21 protein-coding genes are annotated in these 21,418 nt (G+C 37.2%); 16 read left to right on the top strand and 5 right to left on the bottom strand.

Translation table 11 applies throughout. The features are described 5' to 3' along the window. Positions 1 to 62: 62 nt before the first annotated feature. The 6 genes from EFD62_RS08810 to EFD62_RS08780 all read left to right on the top strand — a co-directional run bounded on the left by EFD62_RS08810 (position 63) and on the right by EFD62_RS08780 (position 4,204). The gene (locus tag EFD62_RS08810; protein WP_069194402.1) at positions 63 to 527 is read left to right on the top strand and encodes a PspC domain-containing protein; all 465 of its coding nucleotides are present in this window, start codon (positions 63 to 65) and stop codon (positions 525 to 527) included. Continuing rightward, positions 524 to 1,486 (top strand): LiaF domain-containing protein, encoded by a 963-nt coding sequence (locus tag EFD62_RS08805; protein ID WP_069194401.1) that lies wholly within the window; start codon positions 524 to 526, stop codon positions 1,484 to 1,486. Before EFD62_RS08810 ends, EFD62_RS08805 begins: the two co-directional genes overlap by 4 nt. 160 nt (positions 1,487 to 1,646) lie before the next feature. Further along, positions 1,647 to 2,174: an RNA polymerase sigma factor gene (locus EFD62_RS08800; protein WP_069194400.1), complete on the top strand. Its 528-nt coding sequence runs from the start codon at positions 1,647 to 1,649 to the stop codon at positions 2,172 to 2,174. Further along, a complete protein-coding gene (locus tag EFD62_RS08790) occupies positions 2,171 to 3,031 on the top strand; it encodes a zf-HC2 domain-containing protein (RefSeq protein ID WP_235832605.1) in 861 nt (286 codons plus the stop codon). Before EFD62_RS08800 ends, EFD62_RS08790 begins: the two co-directional genes overlap by 4 nt. A gap of 194 nt (positions 3,032 to 3,225) precedes the next feature. Then, on the top strand, positions 3,226 to 3,612 hold the full coding sequence (locus EFD62_RS08785) for a YtxH domain-containing protein (RefSeq protein WP_069194399.1): 387 nt from the start codon (positions 3,226 to 3,228) through the stop codon (positions 3,610 to 3,612). Between the two features lie 208 nt (positions 3,613 to 3,820). Next, the gene (locus EFD62_RS08780; protein ID WP_069194398.1) at positions 3,821 to 4,204 is read left to right on the top strand and encodes a DUF948 domain-containing protein; all 384 of its coding nucleotides are present in this window, start codon (positions 3,821 to 3,823) and stop codon (positions 4,202 to 4,204) included. Positions 4,205 to 4,270: 66 nt separating this feature from the next. Here the strand turns inward: EFD62_RS08780 and EFD62_RS08775 are convergent, their stop codons facing one another. Next, positions 4,271 to 4,477, bottom strand: coding sequence for a zinc-ribbon domain-containing protein (locus EFD62_RS08775; RefSeq protein ID WP_069194397.1), 207 nt, complete (start codon positions 4,475 to 4,477; stop codon positions 4,271 to 4,273). A gap of 267 nt (positions 4,478 to 4,744) precedes the next feature. Between EFD62_RS08775 and EFD62_RS08770 the strand changes: the two genes are divergently transcribed. Beyond that, entirely contained in the window at positions 4,745 to 5,257 is a 513-nt protein-coding gene (locus EFD62_RS08770; protein ID WP_069194396.1) for an amidase domain-containing protein, read from the top strand. A 33-nt stretch (positions 5,258 to 5,290) separates the two neighbouring features. Here the strand turns inward: EFD62_RS08770 and EFD62_RS08765 are convergent, their stop codons facing one another. Then, positions 5,291 to 5,722, bottom strand: coding sequence for a chemotaxis protein CheW (locus EFD62_RS08765; protein WP_069194395.1), 432 nt, complete (start codon positions 5,720 to 5,722; stop codon positions 5,291 to 5,293). Positions 5,723 to 5,992: 270 nt separating this feature from the next. Continuing rightward, the gene (gene argJ / locus EFD62_RS08760; RefSeq protein ID WP_069194394.1) at positions 5,993 to 7,198 is read right to left on the bottom strand and encodes a bifunctional glutamate N-acetyltransferase/amino-acid acetyltransferase ArgJ; all 1,206 of its coding nucleotides are present in this window, start codon (positions 7,196 to 7,198) and stop codon (positions 5,993 to 5,995) included. Positions 7,199 to 7,926: 728 nt separating this feature from the next. Between argJ and lon the strand changes: the two genes are divergently transcribed. After that, a complete protein-coding gene (gene lon / locus EFD62_RS08755) occupies positions 7,927 to 10,374 on the top strand; it encodes an endopeptidase La (protein ID WP_069194393.1) in 2,448 nt (815 codons plus the stop codon). A gap of 233 nt (positions 10,375 to 10,607) precedes the next feature. Further along, complete coding sequence (locus EFD62_RS08750) at positions 10,608 to 12,287, top strand: MASE3 domain-containing protein (protein ID WP_128705986.1); 1,680 nt, start codon at positions 10,608 to 10,610, stop codon at positions 12,285 to 12,287. Between the two features lie 14 nt (positions 12,288 to 12,301). On the opposite strand, the gene EFD62_RS08745 is transcribed toward EFD62_RS08750, so the two are convergent. Together EFD62_RS08745 and EFD62_RS08740 are read right to left on the bottom strand one after the other, a co-directional pair. Further along, positions 12,302 to 12,847 (bottom strand): DUF6648 family protein, encoded by a 546-nt coding sequence (locus EFD62_RS08745; protein ID WP_069194391.1) that lies wholly within the window; start codon positions 12,845 to 12,847, stop codon positions 12,302 to 12,304. Positions 12,848 to 13,086: 239 nt separating this feature from the next. After that, on the bottom strand, positions 13,087 to 13,713 hold the full coding sequence (locus EFD62_RS08740; protein WP_069194390.1) for an adaptor protein MecA: 627 nt from the start codon (positions 13,711 to 13,713) through the stop codon (positions 13,087 to 13,089). Between the two features lie 349 nt (positions 13,714 to 14,062). Here EFD62_RS08740 and EFD62_RS08735 point away from each other — a divergent pair, with 349 nt between their 5' ends. From EFD62_RS08735 to minC, 7 genes are all read left to right on the top strand, one after another. Then, positions 14,063 to 14,962 (top strand): hypothetical protein, encoded by a 900-nt coding sequence (locus EFD62_RS08735; RefSeq protein WP_069194389.1) that lies wholly within the window; start codon positions 14,063 to 14,065, stop codon positions 14,960 to 14,962. Between the two features lie 256 nt (positions 14,963 to 15,218). Continuing rightward, positions 15,219 to 15,812, top strand: coding sequence for a Maf family protein (locus tag EFD62_RS08730; protein ID WP_069194388.1), 594 nt, complete (start codon positions 15,219 to 15,221; stop codon positions 15,810 to 15,812). A 78-nt stretch (positions 15,813 to 15,890) separates the two neighbouring features. Then, complete coding sequence (locus EFD62_RS08725) at positions 15,891 to 16,913, top strand: rod shape-determining protein (protein ID WP_069194387.1); 1,023 nt, start codon at positions 15,891 to 15,893, stop codon at positions 16,911 to 16,913. 16 nt (positions 16,914 to 16,929) lie between these two features. Further along, complete coding sequence (mreC, locus tag EFD62_RS08720; RefSeq protein WP_069194386.1) at positions 16,930 to 17,784, top strand: rod shape-determining protein MreC; 855 nt, start codon at positions 16,930 to 16,932, stop codon at positions 17,782 to 17,784. Then, the gene (gene mreD / locus EFD62_RS08715) at positions 17,781 to 18,296 is read left to right on the top strand and encodes a rod shape-determining protein MreD (protein ID WP_069194385.1); all 516 of its coding nucleotides are present in this window, start codon (positions 17,781 to 17,783) and stop codon (positions 18,294 to 18,296) included. The genes mreC and mreD overlap by 4 nt, the downstream gene beginning before the upstream one ends. Before the next feature lie 100 nt (positions 18,297 to 18,396). After that, positions 18,397 to 20,526 carry a penicillin-binding protein 2 gene (mrdA, locus tag EFD62_RS08710; protein WP_069194384.1) on the top strand — a complete coding sequence of 710 codons (2,130 nt, stop codon included), beginning with the start codon at positions 18,397 to 18,399 and terminating at the stop codon, positions 20,524 to 20,526. Between the two features lie 66 nt (positions 20,527 to 20,592). Further along, complete coding sequence (gene minC, locus EFD62_RS08705; protein ID WP_069194383.1) at positions 20,593 to 21,276, top strand: septum site-determining protein MinC; 684 nt, start codon at positions 20,593 to 20,595, stop codon at positions 21,274 to 21,276. Positions 21,277 to 21,418 lie beyond the last annotated feature (142 nt).

Here is a 21,418-nt window from a genome sequence, read left to right as displayed (position 1 = left end):
CAAAAAGCACAATTGCTTACACTGTCGGAAAACTGCCATGGAGCATAGAGGAGGAGAATTATATGAGAACAGGTCTGGTTCGTTCAAATCAGAACAAAGTTATATCGGGGGTGTGTGGAGGAATAGGGGAGTACTTTAATGTCGATCCTACCATTATCAGACTTGGTTTTGTGATAGCGACTGTAATATCCGGAGGAGCTGGGATATTTGCATATATTGTAGCTTTTTTTATAATACCTGAAGGTGGCGGCAACAGCGAGCATAACTTCACCGATCACGCCCAAAGCGGATTTAATAATGATTATAACCCAGATATGGATTTTAGCAGCGTATTGGGAGATGATGATGAATATATAAAAAAAGACTATCAGGGCAACAAAACCTTTATTGGCATTTGTCTCATTGTACTTGGACTTATTTTCTTACTAAAGCAATATATTAAAATTGATTTTAAATTCTTTGGCCCTCTACTGCTGATAGGTATTGGCGCACTGATTGTTCTTAGAGGCAGGAGGCGTTTGCCATGAAAAAGAATAATAGCGGTATTGGTTTTGGACTTTTTATAATTTTCATAGGCGTAATGGTGATATTGGTTCAGTTTGGCATGCTGAACCCGGATATAATATTAGACTATGTTTTTAATCATATACCAATGATAATCTCTTTGCTGCTTATTGTGGCGGGAATTAACCTTATTTTCGAAAGACATTATTTAATTAGGATTTTTACGTGGACTGCATTTTTTGCGGTGCTATTGATATCAGGCTGTTTCTATAGCGGCACAATGAGAAATGCATCAGAGAGGAACACCGAGAAGAACTATAGCAGGACGTTTGCAGAGGAGAAAATGCCCAAAACCGAGGAAGGGCAATTAAAGATGAATCTAAGTGGCTTGAATCTAAAGATTGGATCTACCGACTCCAATCTTATTGAGGGAATTATAACGGGAACTGATGTCAAGTATGAAGTGGATTATAAAAAAAATAATAAAGTTGCTGCTATTAAATTTGATTTGGAATCCGGTGTTTCATTTGATGATATTAAGAACCTGTTTTCCACGAAGGATTTTACTACAAGAAGTTTCTCAAAGGATAAGCCAATGGAGATTTTACTGAATTCAGATGTGGTGTGGGATATTGACTTAAATGTCGGGGGCATTGACGGTGAGTTGGATTTATCGTCCCTAAAAATAGAGGAATTTGAATTGGATGGAGGTGCGGGAAATATTAAGTTGGTTTTGGGAGAAAGACATCCCAACACAAAGGTTGATATTGACGCCGGTGCAGCCAAATTTAAAATATTTGTACCCAAAAACTCAGGTATCAAAATTGATGTTGATGGCTTGATGAGCTCTATCGATTTTAACGGTCTAACCCTTGAAAGAAAAAATGATTCTTATATTTCACCGGGATATGAAAAGGCGGAAAACAAGATAGAAATTGATATAGATATTGGAGCGGGTGATCTTGAGATTAATGCAATCTAGTATTTCTTAAGTTTTTTTGGCTATAATTAGCGCCAAAGAAGGTTTTTAGACCGGACTTTGGCGTTTTTATTTTGGCCTCTTGGAGTGAAATGAAATTTATTGAACCAATTAAAGTAACCGAGCGTCATTATTATATAAATAAGAAAATGGAGGTGTGGGGGTGGAAATCGATATGCTTGTTGAATCTGCAAAAAATGGAGACAAAAAAGCTTTTGATAAGATCGTTCAAAGGTATCATAATGAGCTGTACTATACCGCATTAGGGATAGTAAAATCAGGCTGGGATGCTCTTGATATATGTCAGGAAACCTTTCTAAAGGCGTTTTCGTCTTTGGATACGCTTAAAGATGTATCGAAGTTTAGAGCCTGGATAAACCGAATACTTATAAACAAATGCAACGATAATTTCAGGAGGAATAAAAGAGTTACCGTTGTGGATTTTATTGAGAATGAAGGGTTTTTTGAAGATTCTAAGGAAGAAAATATTGATCTTCTAAAAGCCTTGTCTTTACTGAAAGAAGAGAGCAGAGTTATACTCACATTAAGGTATTTTCAGGACCTCTCCATAAAGGAGATTGCTTCTATAGTGGAGGTTCCTGAAGGCACTGTCAAGTCACGACTAAGCAATGGACTTAAAGAATTAAGAAAGCTGATGAAAGTCGGGAGGATAGGAGATGAGAATATATGAATTGTGAAAGATTCTTAGAGCTTATGGAAGAGTATATAATGGAGGAGATTGACGGAGAACTAAGCAAAATGATGGAGAGGCATCTTTCAGAGTGTGAAAACTGCCAACTAGAGTATAGGGAAACAAAGGAGATTATTAAGGGTTTGCAAGATATTAAGGAATCATCAATAATTAGAGAGGATGTTTTGAATATGAATAAAAAAAATATTGTTAAAAAAGCGGGCAAAAGAGAGGGGAAAAGGCCAATGGTAAGCTTCGTTTCCGGAGTTGCCGCGGCTATATTCTTTGGTATGTTTCTTATAACAGGTTCAATTGTAGTATTTCCAACCTTTGCTTCAACATATTTGCCGGAGGTTCCGGTTGTAAAGCAGCTAAAAGATGCCCAAAATGAGTATAATGTCGTTAAACAGCAGAATGAAGAAATGGCAAAACTGAACGAGAGCTTGAAGAGAGAAAACGAAGAACTTAAGATGAAAATAAAGGAAATTGGAGGGGTCTCTATTCCGGAATATGAGACCAGTAAAGGTATAAATGAAGAAGATAATCAAAAGATTCAGGAGATGGTAATAGAGTTTATCCGAGCCATGTATAGAGGGGATATTGAGGCAGCTCAGAAGATTTCTACTGAAAAATTTAAGCAAGAATTAGCACAAAATGCCAAGCATTATCTTATGATAAATAAGGGGGAAGTATTATTTACCCAGATAACAAATGTTGCAAAAGAAGGGGATTTATACATGGTGTTTGTAAGGCTTAATGACAGTATTGAGGCAGAATATGGTGATTATCAGTGGAATTTCGAGCTTGTAAAGCAGGGAAATGAGTTTCTTATTTCCTTTGCGGGAAAGGATGCATAAAATATTGACATTGTTTGAAATAATCCTCAGACAGGTTCAGATTTCTTAGAAGCACCTTGATACAAGGTCAATTGAAGCAATAAAGAGTGCATAAATGGTAAAATGTTACTAGTTTTTTCCTCTAAAGTATAGTATAATATTATTTGTGGATACGATTTCAAATAAAATCATTATAGTCTAGGAGGTGCTTTTACATGAGATTGAAGGATTATCTTAACAAGAAAAAAGTCGAAAAGAAAAGAGCTGCAAGAAAAAAGGCTGCAAAGAATGCTGCAATAGGAGCAGGAGTAGGAGCTGCTGTAGGTATAACAGCAGGAGTATTATTAGCACCTAAATCAGGAAAGGAAACAAGAGAAGATATTGCTAAAAACGCCAGAAAGGCTGCTGAAGTAGTATCCGAAAATACCAAGAAAGCTGTCGACAAGGTGTCTGAGACTTCAAAGAAGGCTGTAGGCACAATTAGAGAGACCATAAACGATGCTAAAGTAAAAATAGCTGAAATAAGAGCTAACAAAGCTCAGGACGAAGTGGCAGTGTCTGAGGAAGTCAGCGAGGACGCGAGTGATAAAGAAGAAGGCTAAAATAGAAATTTAAGCTTTAATAATGCAAGGAAAAAACAAATTGTACAATTTGTTTTTTCTTTGTTTAGCCTCTTGGAATGAAATGAAAGAGGCAAAAGCGAAGGGGCTCGATGTCCCAAGCTTTTAATTTGACAAATCGATTTACGAAGGAAAAACCATATAAGTCAGGAAGGTCAATGCCTCTGGCTTATCAAGAGGGGGGATGTACGTGTCGATAACAATTTCTTACGAAGTGGCTAATTTTATTATGTATACTCTTGGTGCTGCCTTAATAGTAGTTATTATTATTACTTTCATTAATCTGAATAAATTCATAAAGAGAATGGATAGGCTTGTGGAGAAAAATGAAAATAACATCAATAAGACGGCAGACACTATTCCCGACATCGTTAAAAATGTAAATGATGTAACGTTGGGAGTCAAGCAGAGCGTAGACAAAGTTGGGGATGCAATTGAAGCAGTGGAGACATCTGTCTGTGATACTATACTGGCTGTGAGTGAAGGAACAGAAGGCTTGTTTGATTTTGTTGGTATTGCCGGAGAAGTAATTAACACATTATTGAAAATGTTTCCTTTTGGGAAGAGAAAGTAAAGAGGCAAATAATAAAGGAGAGCTTTAGTGCTCTCCTTTAAATTTCTACATTAATTCAGAAAAATCTTACCATCTATCGCTGAAGTTTCTTCCAAATCCTCTGTTTCCCCCGCCAAAACCGTTGTTTCTTCTCTGTTGTTTTCTAGCCTGTCTGCAAGTAGGACACCTTTGAGGTTCATTTTGGAATCCTTTTTCTTCGTAAAAAGCCTGTTCTCCTTCAGAAAAGATAAATTCAGCGTTGCAATCTTTGCAAATTAAAGTTTTATCTGGCATTATGCAGCCCTCCTTAATAATTTGGATTTAACTTATTCGAGACAAGACATATTCATCCAAACTAATAAAGGAGAACATGGGTCAGGGAATTAATTAAATCTCTTAACAATAACCATTGTAACACAAAATTTTCCCAAAATCAATATATAATTATCCAAAGGATAAAAAAGGTAAGAATATTAAATATAAAACATTAATAATTACGGCAGAATCATCATAACAATGTTGTAGGCAATGGTTGGTATCAGAAGTAAAGGATAATAATAAATGATTGATGGCACAAGATTAGTTCGGCCTTATAATAGGTCTAGGGCAGTGGAGTATGCACATAAGTGGGCTTTTGGACGTAATCCCAAATATTTTAGTTTTGATAAACTTGGCGGCGATTGTACAAATTTTGCATCTCAGGTTTTATTTGCAGGCAGTAATGTAATGAATTATACTCCGACATATGGCTGGTATTATATAGATTCAAATAGAAGGACTGCTTCGTGGACTGGAGTAAATTTTTTATACAACTTTTTGGTAAACAATAAGGGGTCAGGACCCTATGCACAGGAGTCAGATGTCAGAGACATAGAGCCCGGAGATATAATCCAGCTGTCGTTTGGAGGAGCTCCGAATTTTGATCATTCTCCGGTTGTGGTGCAAGTAGGGTCCCCGGTAAGTCTTCAAAACATACTTATAGCGGCTCATACATACGATAGGGATTATTACCCCATTACAAAGTATAACTGGGTCGACATTAGATTTATACATATACTGGGAGTAAGAACTTAATAATAGTGCTTATTAGAGTATGGAATCAAAAACCTATTTGTGGGATTCATTTAATATGGGTTCAAAGTCGATAAGAAGTATGGAGCGGTCCTGAACCTTGGCTGAACCTTTGAGATACTTTTTATAATTGCTTGAAACAGACTCAGCGGCAGGTTCTATATTTTCATCCTCAATGGATACAATTTCATCAACAACATCAACCATGAAGGCAAGAGTTTTGGAATTTATCATAATTATAAGCATTTTTGCTTCTTCATCAATTGTTTTTGTATCCGGAAGATTGAATTTCTTCTTTAAATTGAGCAGTGCGAAAACCTTGCCTCGAACATTTATAATTCCATCTACATGAGCTGGGGTATCCGGTACCTTATAAACCTCCTGCGGCCAAATAATTTCCATTACATGAGCTATGTTGACGCCAAAGTATTCATCGTTTAGCTTAAAAATAACGTATTGCTGCGACATAGTTATATCATTCCCTTCGCAATGGTTTTATTTACTATGGAATTTCACGGATCGAACAAAAATAAATTGGATGTGAATTGCTTGACTCTTAATAATATTATATCAACTTTTCGAAGGATAATCAAATATAAGCTTAAGAGATTTTGACGGAATACACCAAAAAACCATGTCGCAAGTTTAAAGGACATGGTTTTTTAGTTGGCCTCTTGGAATGAAATAAAAGAGGCAAAAGTGAGGGGACTCGATGTCCCGAGCTTTTATTAGGGTATACTAGGATCTATAACTTCCGTTTATTTTTACATAATCATATGAGAAATCACAGGTCCAGATTCTATCGGAGGCAGTTCCCCTCTTAAGATTAATCTTAATTTTAACTTCGTTTTCCTTAAGTATTTCTTTTGCCTTTTCTTCATCGAATTTTAATCCGGTACCGTTTCGGCATACCATAAGATCTCCTATAAAGATGTCAACGAGGTTTGGATCAAAGTCCGCACCGGAATAACCTGCAGCTGTTATAATTCTTCCCCAGTTTGCATCCTCTCCGAAGATGGCTGTTTTTACAAGAGGAGACTTGGCAATTGCAGACACAACCTTATATGCATCTTCAGCATGCAGGGCACCTTCGGCAACAACTTCAATAAGCTTGGTTGCACCCTCACCGTCTTTTGCAATCATTTTGGAAAGGTATGTGCACACATATTCAAGGGCTGACTTGAAAGTTGAATACTCAATATTCTCTTTTACAATACCCTCATTATCTGCTTCCCCGTTGGCAAGAATGACAACCATATCGCAAACACTGGTATCTCCGTCAACAGATACTCGGTTGAAAGTATGGGTTATTACTTCTTTGAGTACTCTATCTAAAAGTCCTTTAGAGATATTTACATCTGTGGTTATTACTCCTATCATTGTTGCCATATTGGGGTGAATCATGCCTGAGCCTTTCGCCATGGCTCCAATTCTGACTTTTTCTCCCTGAATTTCAAACTCTACAGCTATCTCTTTTGAGACAAGGTCTGTAGTCATAATAGCCTCAGCAGCATCGTGTCCGCCTTCTTCCGAGAGACCTGAAACCGCGGTCCTTATACCGGAACGTACCTTTGGAAGATTAAGTGGCATCCCGATTACTCCTGTAGAACCGACAAGAACGTTTTCGGTATCACAGTTCAAAAGCTGGGCGGTGAGAGAGGCCATTTCTTTTGCATCTTTATAGCCCTGCTCTCCAAGACAAGCATTGGCATTACCGCTGTTTATAACCAATGCCTGAGCATATCCGCTTTTTATATGATCCATAGTAACCTGAAGAGAATGTCCTTTTACAACGTTTTTTGTAAAAACTCCTGCCGCAACTGCTATATCATTGGAACATACAACGGCAAGATCCTTTTTTTGATTGTTTTTAAGTCCACAGGGAACTCCTGATGCTTTAAATCCCTTTGGAGCTGTAACTCCCCCATCTATTATATTTATCATCTTTTTCACTCCATTTTTATATTAGATTTGTACTTAAATTGCTTGTAACTAATTTGGCATACTTGGCAACTATATATTTTGCAATAAATATTTTACATTGATTTCGGATATTGCAACATATATAACAGAAAAATTATATAATTTTATTTAATAGTATTCAATAGAACTAATGTTTTTATTTGAGTTTTTTTTCAAAATTTTATGAAGTAAAAAAAGGGTATTTAGACCTATTTTAGCAGACGTAAAAGAGTAGTATAATTAATTGTAGACAAGTAATTTTTTCTACAACGGGTAAATTTTCTTTGAATCGATGTGTAATAACCCATAGATTAGGGTATCTGTTTTGCAATATCTAATAATAATGAAGCTGTTCCCTTGAATTCCAGATAAAAATAATTGAAATAAAATTAAGTAAAGGTTATAATAATGAAGATTCACAACTATATAATGCATATGTCCGTTGCCTTTACTTTCTAGCTGTTTTTATACGCTGTTAAAGACATATAAAAAAGGGTATAAAAATATTAGTAGCAGATCAAGATACAATTAACTTACGTATTCAGATTTTATAGAACTTGTTATTATGAAAAACATACAAATTAAGTATTTAATGCAACTGGTTTTACAATGCCAAACATATTTTGCGGCTTATGGACTTAAAAAGAGGTTTGGTATTGGGTTTTAAAGGTTTCGCTAAAAACCTCAAATAATAGTAAGGGGATGGTCAAATGTCCGAAGTAAAGAAGGTTATTAAAAAACAGGTTTTACCTTTATTGCCCCTTAGAGGGTTAACAGTATTTCCTTATATGATTTTGCATTTTGATGTTGGAAGAGTAAAGTCAATTAAAGCTTTAGAAGAAGCAATGATAAATAATCAATTGATTTTTTTGGTTACTCAAAAGGATGCGAAAAACGATTCGCCCGATACAGATGATATTTATACTATAGGTACGATATCAAAAGTAAAACAGCTTTTGAAGCTTCCGGGCGATACAATAAGGGTTTTGGTAGAAGGAATAAGCAGGGCGGAAATATGCGAGTTTACACAGATAGAACCTTTTTTTATGGCGGAAGTTGTAGAAAAGATATATCTTGAGGAAGAGGATAGCAGTCAGACAGAAATAGAAGCCCTAAAGAGAAGGGTATTATCCACCTTTGAGGAATACTCAAAGCTAAATAATAAAGTTTCTCCTGAAACTGTTTTGTCCATCATGAACATTGAAGATGCTGACCAGTTGGCGGATATCATAACTTCCAACTTAATGCTGAAGGTGGAGCAAAAGCAGGAAATATTAAACGAGTTTCAAACCCAAATAAGACTTCGAAAGCTCTTGGAAACTCTCATTAAAGAAATTGACATAATGCAGATTGAAAGAGATATTAATATAAAGGTTAGAAAGCAAATTGACAAGAGTCAAAAAGAATATTATCTTAGAGAGCAGTTAAAGGCCATACAGAATGAATTGGGAGATAAAGACGGTATTACCGGCGAAGTTGAAGAGTATAAGAGAAAGCTTGAGGAAGGTAAATTTGGTGAGGAAATTGAGAAAAAGGTATTAAAGGAGCTGGATCGTCTTCTTAAAATGCCTTCGGGATCTGCAGAAGGATCGGTTATCAGAACATACCTTGACTGGATATTTGATTTGCCGTGGAATAAGCAAACGGAAGAAATCATAGATTTGGATCGGGCGCAGGAGATTCTTGATGAAGATCACTACGGATTGGAAAAGGTTAAGGAGAGAATAATTGAGTATCTTGCTATAAGAAAGCTGAAAAATGATCTCAAAGGACCTATTCTCTGTCTCGCAGGACCTCCGGGGGTTGGTAAGACCTCAATTGCAAAGTCAATTGCCCGTGCCTTAAACAGAAACTATGTGAGAATGTCCTTAGGAGGAGTTCGGGATGAGGCAGAGATAAGAGGTCACCGTAGAACTTATGTGGGAGCTATGCCCGGAAGAATTATTTCTGCTTTGAAGCAGGCAGGCTCTAAGAACCCTCTCATTTTGCTTGATGAGATTGATAAAATGAGCAGTGATTTTAGAGGAGACCCTGCATCGGCGATGCTTGAGGTGCTTGACGGCGAGCAGAATTATGCTTTCAGAGACCACTATTTGGAGCTTCCCTTTGATTTGTCGGATGTGTTATTTATTACTACGGCAAACAACCTTGATACAGTGCCAAGGCCTCTTTTGGACAGAATGGAAGTAATATCCTTGTCTAGCTACACTGAGGAGGAAAAAGTCCAGATAGCAACAAAGTATCTTTTCCCAAAACAGATTGAGGCCCATGGGTTTAAGAAAAGCAACTTGAAAATAGATGAATCGGCTGTAAGAGAGATAATAAACTGCTATACAAGAGAATCCGGAGTAAGGGGACTTGAAAGGCAAATAGCCAGTGTTTGCAGGAAGGTAGCCAAAAAGCTGGTTTCCTCAAATCAAAAGACAGTTAAAATTACTGCAGGTACTGTAGAAAAGTATCTGGGAACAAAAAGATATAGATATGATATGGCAAATGAAAAGGATGAGGTGGGTGTTGCTACAGGTCTTGCATGGACTCCTGTCGGCGGAGATACCTTATCGATTGAAGTAACACTTATGGAAGGCAAAGGCAGCCTAGAGCTTACAGGACAGTTGGGAGACGTCATGAAGGAATCTGCCAGGGCCGCAATGAGCTATATACGTTCAAAAGCAGAACTTTATGGAATAGATAAGGACTTTTACAGCAAGTATGATATTCACATACATGTACCGGAGGGAGCTATTCCAAAGGACGGGCCTTCAGCGGGTATAACCCTTGCGACTGCTATGGTATCTGCATTAACCGGAAAGCCGATAAGAAAAAATGTAGCTATGACTGGAGAAATAACCCTAAGAGGAAGAGTTCTTCCTATAGGGGGTGTTAAGGAAAAGGTGCTTGCTGCTCATAGAGCAGGAATAGACACAATTATAATTCCTTCAGACAATAAAAAAGATCTTGATGAGATACCTGAAAATGTAAGGAAGACAATAAAATTTGTTATTGCAGAAGATATGGAGACAGTGCTTAGTACAGCTCTGGCTAAATCCAAGCCGAAGAACAAGCAGAAGATCGTTTCCGGTGAGGAAAAGAGTGCTGTGCCTGAAGTACCTCCGCAACTGGAAGATTTGGATCATGAAACTACTGCGATTGAACAGTAAATGCAAACTGATTAGTATAAAAAATTAATATGGAAGTATAAAAAAACAGCCGTTTTGAATGTAAAGCGGCTGTTCTTTATATGGATAATCCTTAAAAAGTGAGTCTTAAGAAGACTATTCATATAGATTTAATATAATTAATAATTAAGCAATTGCATATTAAAATATCTAATGATAGAATTAGAAATGTAGTAAAAAATGAAACAAGCTATTAACAATAATGAGGGCAAGCGATGAGAAAGTTTGTAGACACCTTTTTAAAGTATAAGGAATATGCACTGCTTGTAATAATAGCTGTTTTTTCCAATTTGATATTTGGAATCGCCTATCTGTTTAAGGACCAATTCAGTGCGATAATGAGTGTTGAGAGTTTTTTAGCATGGCACAATGTGCTTGAATTTACAAGTGTGTTGATTTCCTTTACCGTTTTTGTAGTATCATATTATACCTATAATCAGACCGGGAATCTGCGTTCTGTTTTTCTGGGCAGCGTTTTCCTTGCGATTGGCATGCTAGACGCTTTTCATACATTAAGCTTTAAGGGTATGCCTGCATTTTTGATTGAAAATAACTGTGCAAACAGAGCCACAACCCTCTGGATTATTGCAAGAATGATCACAGCTCTTGGTTTTTTAGCCGCAAGCCTCATACCTATTAACGTTAAGTTTAGAACAAACCGCATAGTATTTGTTGCGGTTCCCTTTGCTATAAGTATTCTGGTGCTGTATTTGGTTACTTATTATCCTACATTATTACCTCCGATGTATATTGAGGGGATAGGTCTTACACCTTATAAGATTAGTCTTGAGTACCTGATTATAATATTGGTAGCTATATCTATTTTAATGTTTATCCGTGAGTATAAAGCTACAAAAAACAAAATGGTGCTTCTTCTGTGTATTTCTCTTGAGATAGGTATTTTTAGCGAAGCTGCTTTTGTTTTATATTTTAGTGTTTATGACATATACAATTACCTAGGTCACGTATACAAATTTGTAGCATTCTTCATTATTTTCAGGGCAATTTTTATTAACGAGATACAGGAGCCTTATCGTAAGCTTTCTAAAGCCAAACAGAAGTTGAGAGACCATGCCGATAGCCTGGATATGATAGTCAAGGAAAGAACCAAGGAGCTGGAAAAGCTGAATCAGAAGCTGATGGAGGATTTGAGATACGCTCAGGATATACAGAAGTCTGTTTTCACGTTGCGTAATCAGGATTGGGAAAAGGTACGGTTTGAAGTGAAAAACTATTCATCTGAAATGGTAAGTGGTGATTTTTGTAATATTTTCAAAATTGACAATGACAATATAGGGTTCTATATTGGGGATGTATCTGGGCATGGTGTGCCTGCAGCGATGCTGACAATATTTTTGAATCAGACAATAAAGACGCTGATAGAGATGGAAATAAACGAATTTAACATATTCAGCCCATCGGAGGTTCTGGAGAATATATACCGCTCCTTCAACAATACAAATTTCGACGAAAATGTATACATTGTCATGATTTATGCGGTATACAACAAGAACACAAAGATACTGACCTATTCCTCGGCCGGTCTTAATGTTGCACCTATTCTTATTAAACCGTCAGGAGAAATATCTGAGATAGAGATAAAGGGCTTTCCGATATGCAAGTTTATTGAGTTCTATGATGGGGAATATCAAAATCATATATTAAAGATGAATAACAATGAGAAAATCTTATTTTATACCGATGGCCTTATTGAAGCGCAGAATACAGATAATAGTTTTTTTGGAGATATGAGATTGAAAAAAATTCTGCAAGAAAACCACAGCAAGCCTGTGGGGGAGTTGTCACAGTTGATTTCGAACAGTGTTTTTGGATTTGCCGGCAACAAAAAGATTAAAGATGATATAACATTCCTTCTCATGGAAGTTGTGGAGTGAGAAGGAATGTTATGCTAATATTTTTGATTTATATAGCTGTCTACTAAAGAATTTCTTACTTCATTGATAAAAACCTTTTCACTTATAAGCATATTTAAAATAGCTTCGCTTTTGGAGTGAAGAATAACGTTGTCATAGTCCAAAAGAACAATCTCAAACAGCTTTCTTTTGAGGTTTTTAGACATTACCTTTACAAAGTACGCTTCGATTCCTCTAAAGTCCAGAAGCTTAAGAAGCTTCGATGTAACGTCATCCTTTCTTGAATAGAAATAGTTGGACTGTTCAAGAAAATCACTTCGCGCCTCGTTTTTATGATTCAGGTCATGGGCCTTCTTTTGATAGTATTTAGCAAGAACATTATAGTATTGATAATTGTATATCGCCTTTTTTACGTTATCAATTTTTTGAAAGGGCTTTATATCTAGAGAATTAATGCATCTGTAGTTTGCTTCGATAAACTCCTCCTTTGTCAGGTCACCTTTTGCGTACTGCTCGATAAGACTTTCCCTGTTTTTAAGGAATTGTTCAAATTTATTCGGTACAATTTTCTTTGATGGCATCTTTATCCAACCCGTCTATGTTATAATGTAATAAACATATTGCGTTGTCTATATATTAAAATATATAAGTCAAAAAGTAAAGGACTACTGTTTTTAAGTCTCAAACATAAAGCCAGCAAGAAAAAGCCTGAGGCTAAATAAAAGCTCGGGACATCAAGGCCTTCCGCTTTTGCCTCATTATTTCATTCCAAGTGCCCAAATAAAAAATCTCCGGCCCAAAAGTATCCGGAGATTTCCAGTTAAAAGTAGTCGTTTATTGTTTCGACTGCATTATACTCAATTATTTTCTCACCATACTCATTTAGATAGCCCTCGTAAAAGCTGATATTATTAACCTTGCTTCCGAACTCATTTAGAATAAACTCAAATGAGTTTAAATTCTCCACAGACCATGAGTTCTTGGTAAGAATTAGGTAATAAATCCCTTTAAGCCTATACAGAGTGCTTTCCCCTGAATATATATGTCTTAATTTCTGACTTAATTGGCATAAATCATTAAAATCATTAAAGAAATATATAACTAAAGAAGAAGAAACCCTAGAAGTCTTCTTTCTTACTCGAAGATCGGATCTTCTAAATCTATTTTTTATATATTTCTGAATTGACTCGAATTCCCCGTCCTCATCAAGCTTCGTGATTATAATAACAAAGCCTTCATCAGAATCAGGGACAGCCTCAACACATATCTGGGAATCAGAAGCGTCGAAACCAAACTGCATCTCTGCCTGTTCCATCATATCCCAGAATAATTCCTGTGCTGCTGGAGTATTATAATTTAGTGTATCCAAGTCAATGTTTCTTTCTACTAAATCGTCAATCGAAATAGTTACTTTAATTTTGTTTTCGTTTATTTTCTCAATTTTCATAAGTATCACCATTGATTCTTGACATAATTATATACCCTTATATATATTATACTTCTTATGAATGAAAAAGAGAAGTATAAAAAAATTAACAACACACAAAAACTTTCATTAAAAACCTATATAAGCTGTATCAATTAAAAAAATAAATATATAAATACATTTTGTTGTTCTTAGATAAAAAATGCAAAGGGAAGAAATACTTCTTGTGGATGAAAAAATAAGCTGTTTTGCAAGCGGTATTTATTCAAATAATAAATATGATTTTTACTTAAGAATTGAATGATATCCTTAAACAAAAAAAGGTAATCAAAAAGTAAAAAGTTAGAGATGCAATTAAGGAGATGAAAACATGGGAAATATCATGGATAAGAGTCGAACCAAGGAAATTGACGGCATGTTGCCGGAAATTATATATAATCAAGAAAAAGACTTTTATAAGGCTATTGGCGGCGAATTGAGGATGAAAGCCGAAGGTCTCTTTAAGAAAGCAAAGGAAAAGGGAATATCGATTGAAGATGTTTCAATCAACACTTTAAAAGAAAACAGAGCGGAGTTTCCCGGACTTGGAGAGGTGGAACTACCATCATTTATTGTTAAAATCAGGGGCAGAGATATGACTAGCGGACAAATTATAGTTGATGGAAAGCAAATTGATTATTACAACAGGTATCAGAAATATGTCGCCCAAAGGATAGAAGATAAGAATACCGTGAGGGATGAAAATGGAAAAATTGCAAAAGGAGGCAAAAAGGCTATTGTAAAGGAAAATCCGGAGTTTTCCCTTACCGATTGGGAAAAATTCCGAATTGCAAAAGATATCATAGAGGACAAAGAATTCGGGCTGGAAAAGACTATAACTGGGGCATGTGACAGGATAATCAGAAAGTTGATGGGGGAAAATGATTGGCTGGCTCCTGAAGAGGCAAGGCTTCTTGATGAGGAGTTTAACTCTGTTCAAAGCAGTATATATAAAGGGCAGGAGAAAAAACAGGCAGGATTAGTCCATACAATAAAAAGGAAAGCGACAGAGAGACAAATCAATTATTTTAAGCAGAGAATAAAGAATATGGGCATGAATCCCGATGACTCCGAAGTGTTGGCAAGGATTTTTGATGCGGTCGGGGTCGAACAGACAGATATACGTGAATTAAGTATTGGGGATATGAGCAAGATAATAGAAAGCCTAAACAGTATTGCTCTTAAAATCAAGGACGAAAAAGAGAATATGTCCGAAATTACGGAGCAGTAAAAATTACTATTTTAATCCTTTGGTTAGTATAGTATAATTAGCTAAAAACAAATATATAAAAGTATATAAGGCTTATGGATTTGTAACGAGAAATTAATCAAAAAAATTCATATTTTGTTGAAATAGGACAGTATGTATGATTATAATATAATATATGCTTAAGTTTATATTACAGTCAAATTGGGATGTTCTGTTTAATATCAAATTTGATTTCACTGTATAATTTTAAAAAATGGTTTGTTTATATGAGGTGGATATGATAGGAATTGTTCTGGCGTCTGCATCACCTAGGAGGTCGGAGCTTTTGAGACAGGTAGGCCTTGACTTTGAGGTTGTTCTGTCCGATATAGATGAAAGCAATAAAGAGAATCTTAAAGCTGATGAACTGGTGCAGCATCTTGCATACCATAAGGCTCTTGATGTTGCCAGAAAAGTAGCCAATAGAGATAATGGAAAAAATAGATACTTGGTTATTGGTGCAGATACTGTAGTTGTTAAGGATGGAATATTGGGAAAGCCTAAAGACAGGAATGATGCCATTCGAATGCTGAAGCATCTTAGCGCAAGCTGGCATGAAGTGATGACGGGTATATCAATAATTGATACAGCAGACTTTGAAAGTGTGAAAAGTTTGGAGGTTACCCGAGTTAAGATGAAAGAACTGTCGGACGATACTATTTTGGCATATGTTGATTCAAAAGAGCCCATGGATAAGGCAGGAGCTTATGGTATTCAGGAAAAGGGAGCTCTGCTTGTGGAACGAATTGAAGGCTGTTATTTCAATGTGGTGGGTTTGCCGTTGGCAAGACTGTCGGATTTGCTGAAAGATTTTGGAGTTCCTGTGCTTTAGAAAAGTTTAGGCTGTAACCGTGTTGATGTATTACAAAAGACAAATTGTGAAAACGAATTGTTCGGGAGGAGAGAAGTAATGAGTTTTTTTTCAAGAGATATAGGAATTGATTTAGGCACAGCAAATACATTAGTTCATGTGAAAGGCAAAGGAATTATAGTAAGAGAACCCTCAGTGGTAGCAATAAATAAAAAGAACAGCGAAATACTTGCGGTGGGTGATGCCGCAAAGGATATGATAGGAAGGACACCGGGGAACATAGTGGCAATAAGACCTATGAAGGATGGAGTTATTGCAGATTTTGAAGTTACCCAAAGTATGCTAAAGTATTTTATAAGAAAAGCCATGTCAAAAGGCGTATTTGGAAAGCCCAGAGTTATTATCTGCGTTCCGTCGGGCGTTACAGAGGTTGAAAAAAGGGCAGTTGAAGAGGCAACCATTCAGGCGGGAGCAAAGGAGGCTTACCTCATTGAAGAACCTATGGCAGCTGCTATAGGAGCAAATCTTCCTGTTGAAGAGCCATCGGGAAGTATGGTTGTTGATATCGGAGGAGGTACCAGCGAGGTTGCGGTTATATCTCTTGGTGGGATTGTTACAAGCAAATCTCTTAGAGTTGCTGGAGATGAGCTGGATGATTCTATTGTACACTACATTAAAAAGGAATATAATTTAATGATAGGAGAAAGGACTGCCGAGGAAATTAAGGTAAATATAGGCTCTGCCTATATTAGAGCAAAGGAAGAATCTATGGAAATAAGAGGAAGAGATCTTATTACCGGGTTGCCAAAGAATATACTCATTACGTCGTCAGAGGTTATGGAGGCCATAAAGGAGCCTATAAACTCTATAGTGGAAGCCATTAAATTTACTTTGGAGAAGACACCTCCGGAGCTTGCGGCGGATATAATGGATCGGGGCATAATGCTCACCGGCGGAGGGGCTTTGTTGAGTGGATTGGATAGACTTATCCGGGAGGAGACGGGAATGCCCGTATCCATAGCCGACAATCCTTTGGACTGTGTGGCTATGGGCTCTGGAAAGGTACTTGATGAAATTGAAACATTAAAGAAAGTGCTAATTTCTCCTAGAAAACCTAGATAGAAGGGAGATAATCTCTTTGCGTTTTTTAAAAAATAAGCTGTTTATATTGCTGGCAGTTACAGTAGCAATTTTGATTATAATGGGGTTGTCTGTTAGAAAAAATAGTAAGGTCAATTCTGTCAGCAATGTTCTTACTGTTGTGTTAAGTCCTTTTCAAGAGTTTATAAACTATATTGGGGACAGAGTAGAGGGGGCTGCTGATTACTTACAGAATGTAGAGGCCTTAAATCAAGAAAATGAAGCACTGAAGCTTAGGATTAGCGAGCTGGAAAAAGAAGTGAAGGAGCTCTCCGATTATAGGGAAAAGAATAAAGAGCTTAAAGAGGCATTAAATATAAAAGATCAATTCAGTGATGTAGAATTCCTTGGGGCAAATATTATTGCCAAGGATATAGGCAACTGGTTTAATATTTTTACCATAGACCGGGGAATAACTGACGGTATCACTGTTGATTCAGCTGTAATAACAAAGGACGGTCTTGTGGGAAGAGTAATAAGCAGCGACCTTGTTTCATCAAAGGTAATTACAATTATTGACGAAGACAGTACCGTAAGTGCAAGACTGTCTAAAACGAGGGATCTGGTCTTTGTCAAAGGTGATTTGCAGCTCAAGAATGAAGGATTGTGTAGGCTAGACAATATTTTCCCCGATGTGGACATATCTGTTGGAGATACGATAGAGACTTCAGGATTGGGAGGCATATATCCAAAGGGTATTATTATAGGCAAGGTTAAAGAAGTCAGACGTAAATCCAGTGATCTTAACAGGTATGCAATTATTGAACCTGCTGTTGACTTCAAACGGCTTGAAGAGGTATTTGTACTTGAAAGCAAGGATAATTTTGATAAAGTAGGCGAAGACAACCGATGAGAGTTAAAATAGTTTCATATGCTGTCCTTATATTTATTATAGCGTTGATTCAGTCAACTGTTTTAGGAAGCATCAGTGTATTTAATGTCAAGCCGAATCTATTATTGATATTGATTGTATCAGTAGCACTTCTTGGAAGTAATGTCGAAGGTGCTGTAATTGGGTTTTTTTGTGGGTTGACTCAGGATATGCTTTCCGGAAGGGTTATTGGTTTTTATGCCCTATTGGGCCTCTATCTCGGCCTTGGGGTCGCTTTCATAAATAAAAGATTATACAGAGAAAATGTTTTGGTAGCTATTTTTACGACTTTTATTTCTACAATAGTATATGAATTTGCTGTCTATTTTTTCAGTATGTTTTTTAAAGGTTCTTTAGACCTGGTTTTTCCGTTTAAATATGTAATTTTGCCCGAAGCGGTTTATAATAGTATAGTATCGATTGTTATTTTTTTGATAGTATTAAAGATAAACCACTGGTCTGAAGAATTGGACCGGCTTTCGAGACGTTATTAGTGCATTGGGCATAAATTATTGCTGTGTATTTGGGATATATAAGGTCAATGAAGTGTATGGGGGTCCCCGGACGTCGGAGAATTGAACGGAGGGTGAAAGTATGGGTGAGAAGAAGCCTGTAGATAAAATAGGCGAGAGATACAAGGTCATGGTAATCGGTTTTACTCTAATTTTTGCCATAATCGTAACTCAGTTGGTAAACCTTCAGATTATAAATGGACAATACTATGATGAAAAATCCCAGACCAAACTTTTAGCAGAGAGGGATATTATTGCTCCTAGAGGAAAAATTGTCGATAGGAACGGGATACCTATTGCTGTTAACAGGATGGGATATGCCGTAAAAATCGCAAAGACCAGCATGTCAGAAAACGAAAAAAGTGAAATGATACTTAAACTAATAAGTATATTTGAAAAAAATGGTGACTCCTATGAAAAGAATTTAAGTTATTACCTTACGTTCAACCCTATAGCCTTTGGTTCAAGAAATCAGTCCGAAGAGTCACTTCAAAGATGGAAAGCGGACATGGTTCCTAAAGCGGAAGATATCAAACTTTTAGGAACTCCAGAGGATGTTTTCAAATATTTTCGAAAAAAATTCTATATTGATGACCAATATACCGATGAAGAAGCATATAAGATAATGACTATAAAGTATGATATGCTGATAAAGGGATATTCAGCGACAAATCCCTTGCTTGTTGCCAAGGATGTTAAAGCTGAAACCGTTGCGCAGATTGAGGAAAGAAGTCATGAGTTTCCGGGAGTTCTTATTGATATAATTCCCCAGAGAAAGTATGTGGATGCCAGTTCGGTAGCTCATGTACTAGGACACATAGGTATTATCAGTGAGGATGAGTATAAGAATTATAAGGACAATGGTTACAGCATGAATGATATGATTGGAAAGGATGGCATCGAGAAGACTCAGGAAAGTCAGTTGAGGGGTATAAACGGGAAGAAGAGGGTTGAGGTTGATACCAATGGCAGGCTCACAGCAGAGCTTAGCAGCGAACCTGCAATACCCGGCAATGATGTTGTTCTTACGATTGATTTGAGGCTTCAGAAAGCAGCAGTGAAATCTTTGGAGAATAATATCGAGAGAATTAAATCCAAGGCTGATTATAAGAAGAACTTTGGGGATGCTTTCGCTGGAGCGGCTGTTGCCATTGATGTAGACAGCGGAGAAGTGCTGGCTATGGCAAGCTATCCTACTTATGATCCATCTGTATTTTTGGCAGGAGTGCAGGATAAGGAGGCTCAGAAGACCATAAGTACTCTTTTGACCGATGATAAGAATCAGCCGTTATTCAACCGGGCGATACAGGGAAGGTACACTCCCGGATCTACGTTCAAACCGGTGACCAGCATTGCAGGACTTGAAACAGGGGCAATAACTCCGCAGAATAGCTATATCACCGATAAGGGAACCCATGTAATAGGAGGATGGACGTTTAAGTGCATGGAGTATCCAACTTACGGTCATGGAAGAATAGACGTTGTAAGGGCTTTGGCTACTTCTTGCAATATCTATTTTCACGAGCTTGGAGTAAAGACGGGGATAGACAATATAGATATATGGGCAAAAAACTTTGGACTTGGTGAGTATACAGGTATTGAGCTGCCCGGGGAACGAAAAGGGACTAGGGCAAACAAGCAGAGCAAAAAGGAGATCAGGAACGATGACTGGAGACCTGCCGATACAGCTCAAAGTGCAATTGGGCAGTTTGACAATGCATTTACTCCGATTCAGTTGGCAAATTACGTTAGTACCTTGGCAAACGGAGGCACAAAATACAAGCCTCATATAGTAAAGGAAATACGTAAATATGACGGTTCAACGGTGCTAAAAAGCGAGCCTGAGTACGAGAAACTGCCTATAAAAGTGGAAACAATGAAAATTGTTCATGAAGGTATGTTGGCTGTTGCAAATGCCGAAGATGGAACAGTTAATCAACTTTTTTCCGATTTTCCTTTTAAGGTAGCGGGAAAAACCGGTACTCCTGAGACAGGGCTTGAGCATCTGGGACAATCGTCAAATGGGGTTTTTATTGCATATGCTCCGGCCGACAATCCGAAAATTGCTGTGGCGGTGGTAATAGAGCATGGTGTTTGGGGATCCGAGGTGGCACCTGTCGCCAAAGATATACTAAAAGAATATTTTGGTATGAACAATAACAGCTTGCCTCAAGACAAGGTTGTTATAGATAAGGCAAGTTTCACCCGTTAGTTTGTATATACAGAGTATTGGAGCGTTATAAAAGAGATAAATTGACATATAATGGAGGTTTCATAAATGCATGAGGGCAGTGTTATTTTTAAGGGGTCATTGAACTGGCTTACCATTATAATGAAGGAAGACGAGGATTATAGTACAATATTCAATCAAATCGAGGAGAAGATTGCCTCGTCAGGAAGGTTTTTTAAAGGGGCAACTCTTTCTGTAAAGTACAGAGGGAAAAAACTATCAAAAGAAGAGGAAAGAAAGATCTTTGAACTGTTGAGGGATAAAAGCGGAGCAAAAATAAACAGCTTTGAAGAGGACACGGAGGATCCCGTTAAGGTTCAACCTGAACAACAGCAGCCTAAGCTCCACTCCAAAATAAGAATGAGTAATTTCTATTTCAAGGGACTGGAGGAAGGTATTACAAAATTCCATAGAGGTACTGTACGTTCAGGCCAATTGGTGAGCTTTGATGGAAATCTTGTGGTAATCGGGGATGTAAATCCCGGAGGTGAGGTATGTGCAACCGGCCATGTTGTTGTTATGGGTTCGCTTCGCGGCATAGTTCATGCAGGCGCAAACGGAAACAAGGAAGCGCTGGTTGTTGCTCTGAATTTGCAGCCTACCCAACTGAGGATAGCTGATGTAATTACCCGGCCCCCGGACGAGAAGGAAATGGGTGGGCAATTTTTCCCCGAATTGGCATATATTAAGGGTGATACGGTATATATTGAGAGATATTTGCCTGCAAGATAAGCAAAAAGCATAATATCTTAAATTGCAATATTAAATGCAACACTTTTTAAAGAAACCTGATGATATTTATCATTCCAACCTTAACCATTCTTCAACAGGCGGGTGAAATGGTGTCAAGGGCGGTTTTCCCCTTGATACCATT

It is taken from the genome of Acetivibrio mesophilus (assembly GCF_004102745.1).
GTDB lineage: Bacteria > Bacillota > Clostridia > Acetivibrionales > Acetivibrionaceae > Hungateiclostridium > Hungateiclostridium mesophilum.
This window is presented reverse-complemented; position numbering and strand designations above follow the sequence as displayed.

Coding starts and splice junctions, on each gene's coding strand:
- minC (WP_069194383.1), top strand. CDS start 20,593: ATGCATGAGGGCAGTGTTATTTTTAAGGGGTCATTGAACTGGCTTACC.
- argJ (WP_069194394.1), bottom strand. CDS start 7,198: ATGATAAATATAATAGATGGGGGAGTTACAGCTCCAAAGGGATTTAAA.
- EFD62_RS08745 (WP_069194391.1), bottom strand. CDS start 12,847: ATGCCATCAAAGAAAATTGTACCGAATAAATTTGAACAATTCCTTAAA.
- EFD62_RS08750 (WP_128705986.1), top strand. CDS start 10,608: ATGAGAAAGTTTGTAGACACCTTTTTAAAGTATAAGGAATATGCACTG.
- EFD62_RS08790 (WP_235832605.1), top strand. CDS start 2,171: ATGAATTGTGAAAGATTCTTAGAGCTTATGGAAGAGTATATAATGGAG.
- EFD62_RS08805 (WP_069194401.1), top strand. CDS start 524: ATGAAAAAGAATAATAGCGGTATTGGTTTTGGACTTTTTATAATTTTC.
- EFD62_RS08770 (WP_069194396.1), top strand. CDS start 4,745: ATGATTGATGGCACAAGATTAGTTCGGCCTTATAATAGGTCTAGGGCA.
- EFD62_RS08765 (WP_069194395.1), bottom strand. CDS start 5,722: ATGTCGCAGCAATACGTTATTTTTAAGCTAAACGATGAATACTTTGGC.
- EFD62_RS08735 (WP_069194389.1), top strand. CDS start 14,063: ATGGGAAATATCATGGATAAGAGTCGAACCAAGGAAATTGACGGCATG.
- EFD62_RS08730 (WP_069194388.1), top strand. CDS start 15,219: ATGATAGGAATTGTTCTGGCGTCTGCATCACCTAGGAGGTCGGAGCTT.
- lon (WP_069194393.1), top strand. CDS start 7,927: ATGTCCGAAGTAAAGAAGGTTATTAAAAAACAGGTTTTACCTTTATTG.
- EFD62_RS08740 (WP_069194390.1), bottom strand. CDS start 13,713: ATGAAAATTGAGAAAATAAACGAAAACAAAATTAAAGTAACTATTTCG.
- mrdA (WP_069194384.1), top strand. CDS start 18,397: ATGGGTGAGAAGAAGCCTGTAGATAAAATAGGCGAGAGATACAAGGTC.
- EFD62_RS08725 (WP_069194387.1), top strand. CDS start 15,891: ATGAGTTTTTTTTCAAGAGATATAGGAATTGATTTAGGCACAGCAAAT.
- EFD62_RS08785 (WP_069194399.1), top strand. CDS start 3,226: ATGAGATTGAAGGATTATCTTAACAAGAAAAAAGTCGAAAAGAAAAGA.
- EFD62_RS08775 (WP_069194397.1), bottom strand. CDS start 4,477: ATGCCAGATAAAACTTTAATTTGCAAAGATTGCAACGCTGAATTTATC.
- mreD (WP_069194385.1), top strand. CDS start 17,781: ATGAGAGTTAAAATAGTTTCATATGCTGTCCTTATATTTATTATAGCG.
- EFD62_RS08810 (WP_069194402.1), top strand. CDS start 63: ATGAGAACAGGTCTGGTTCGTTCAAATCAGAACAAAGTTATATCGGGG.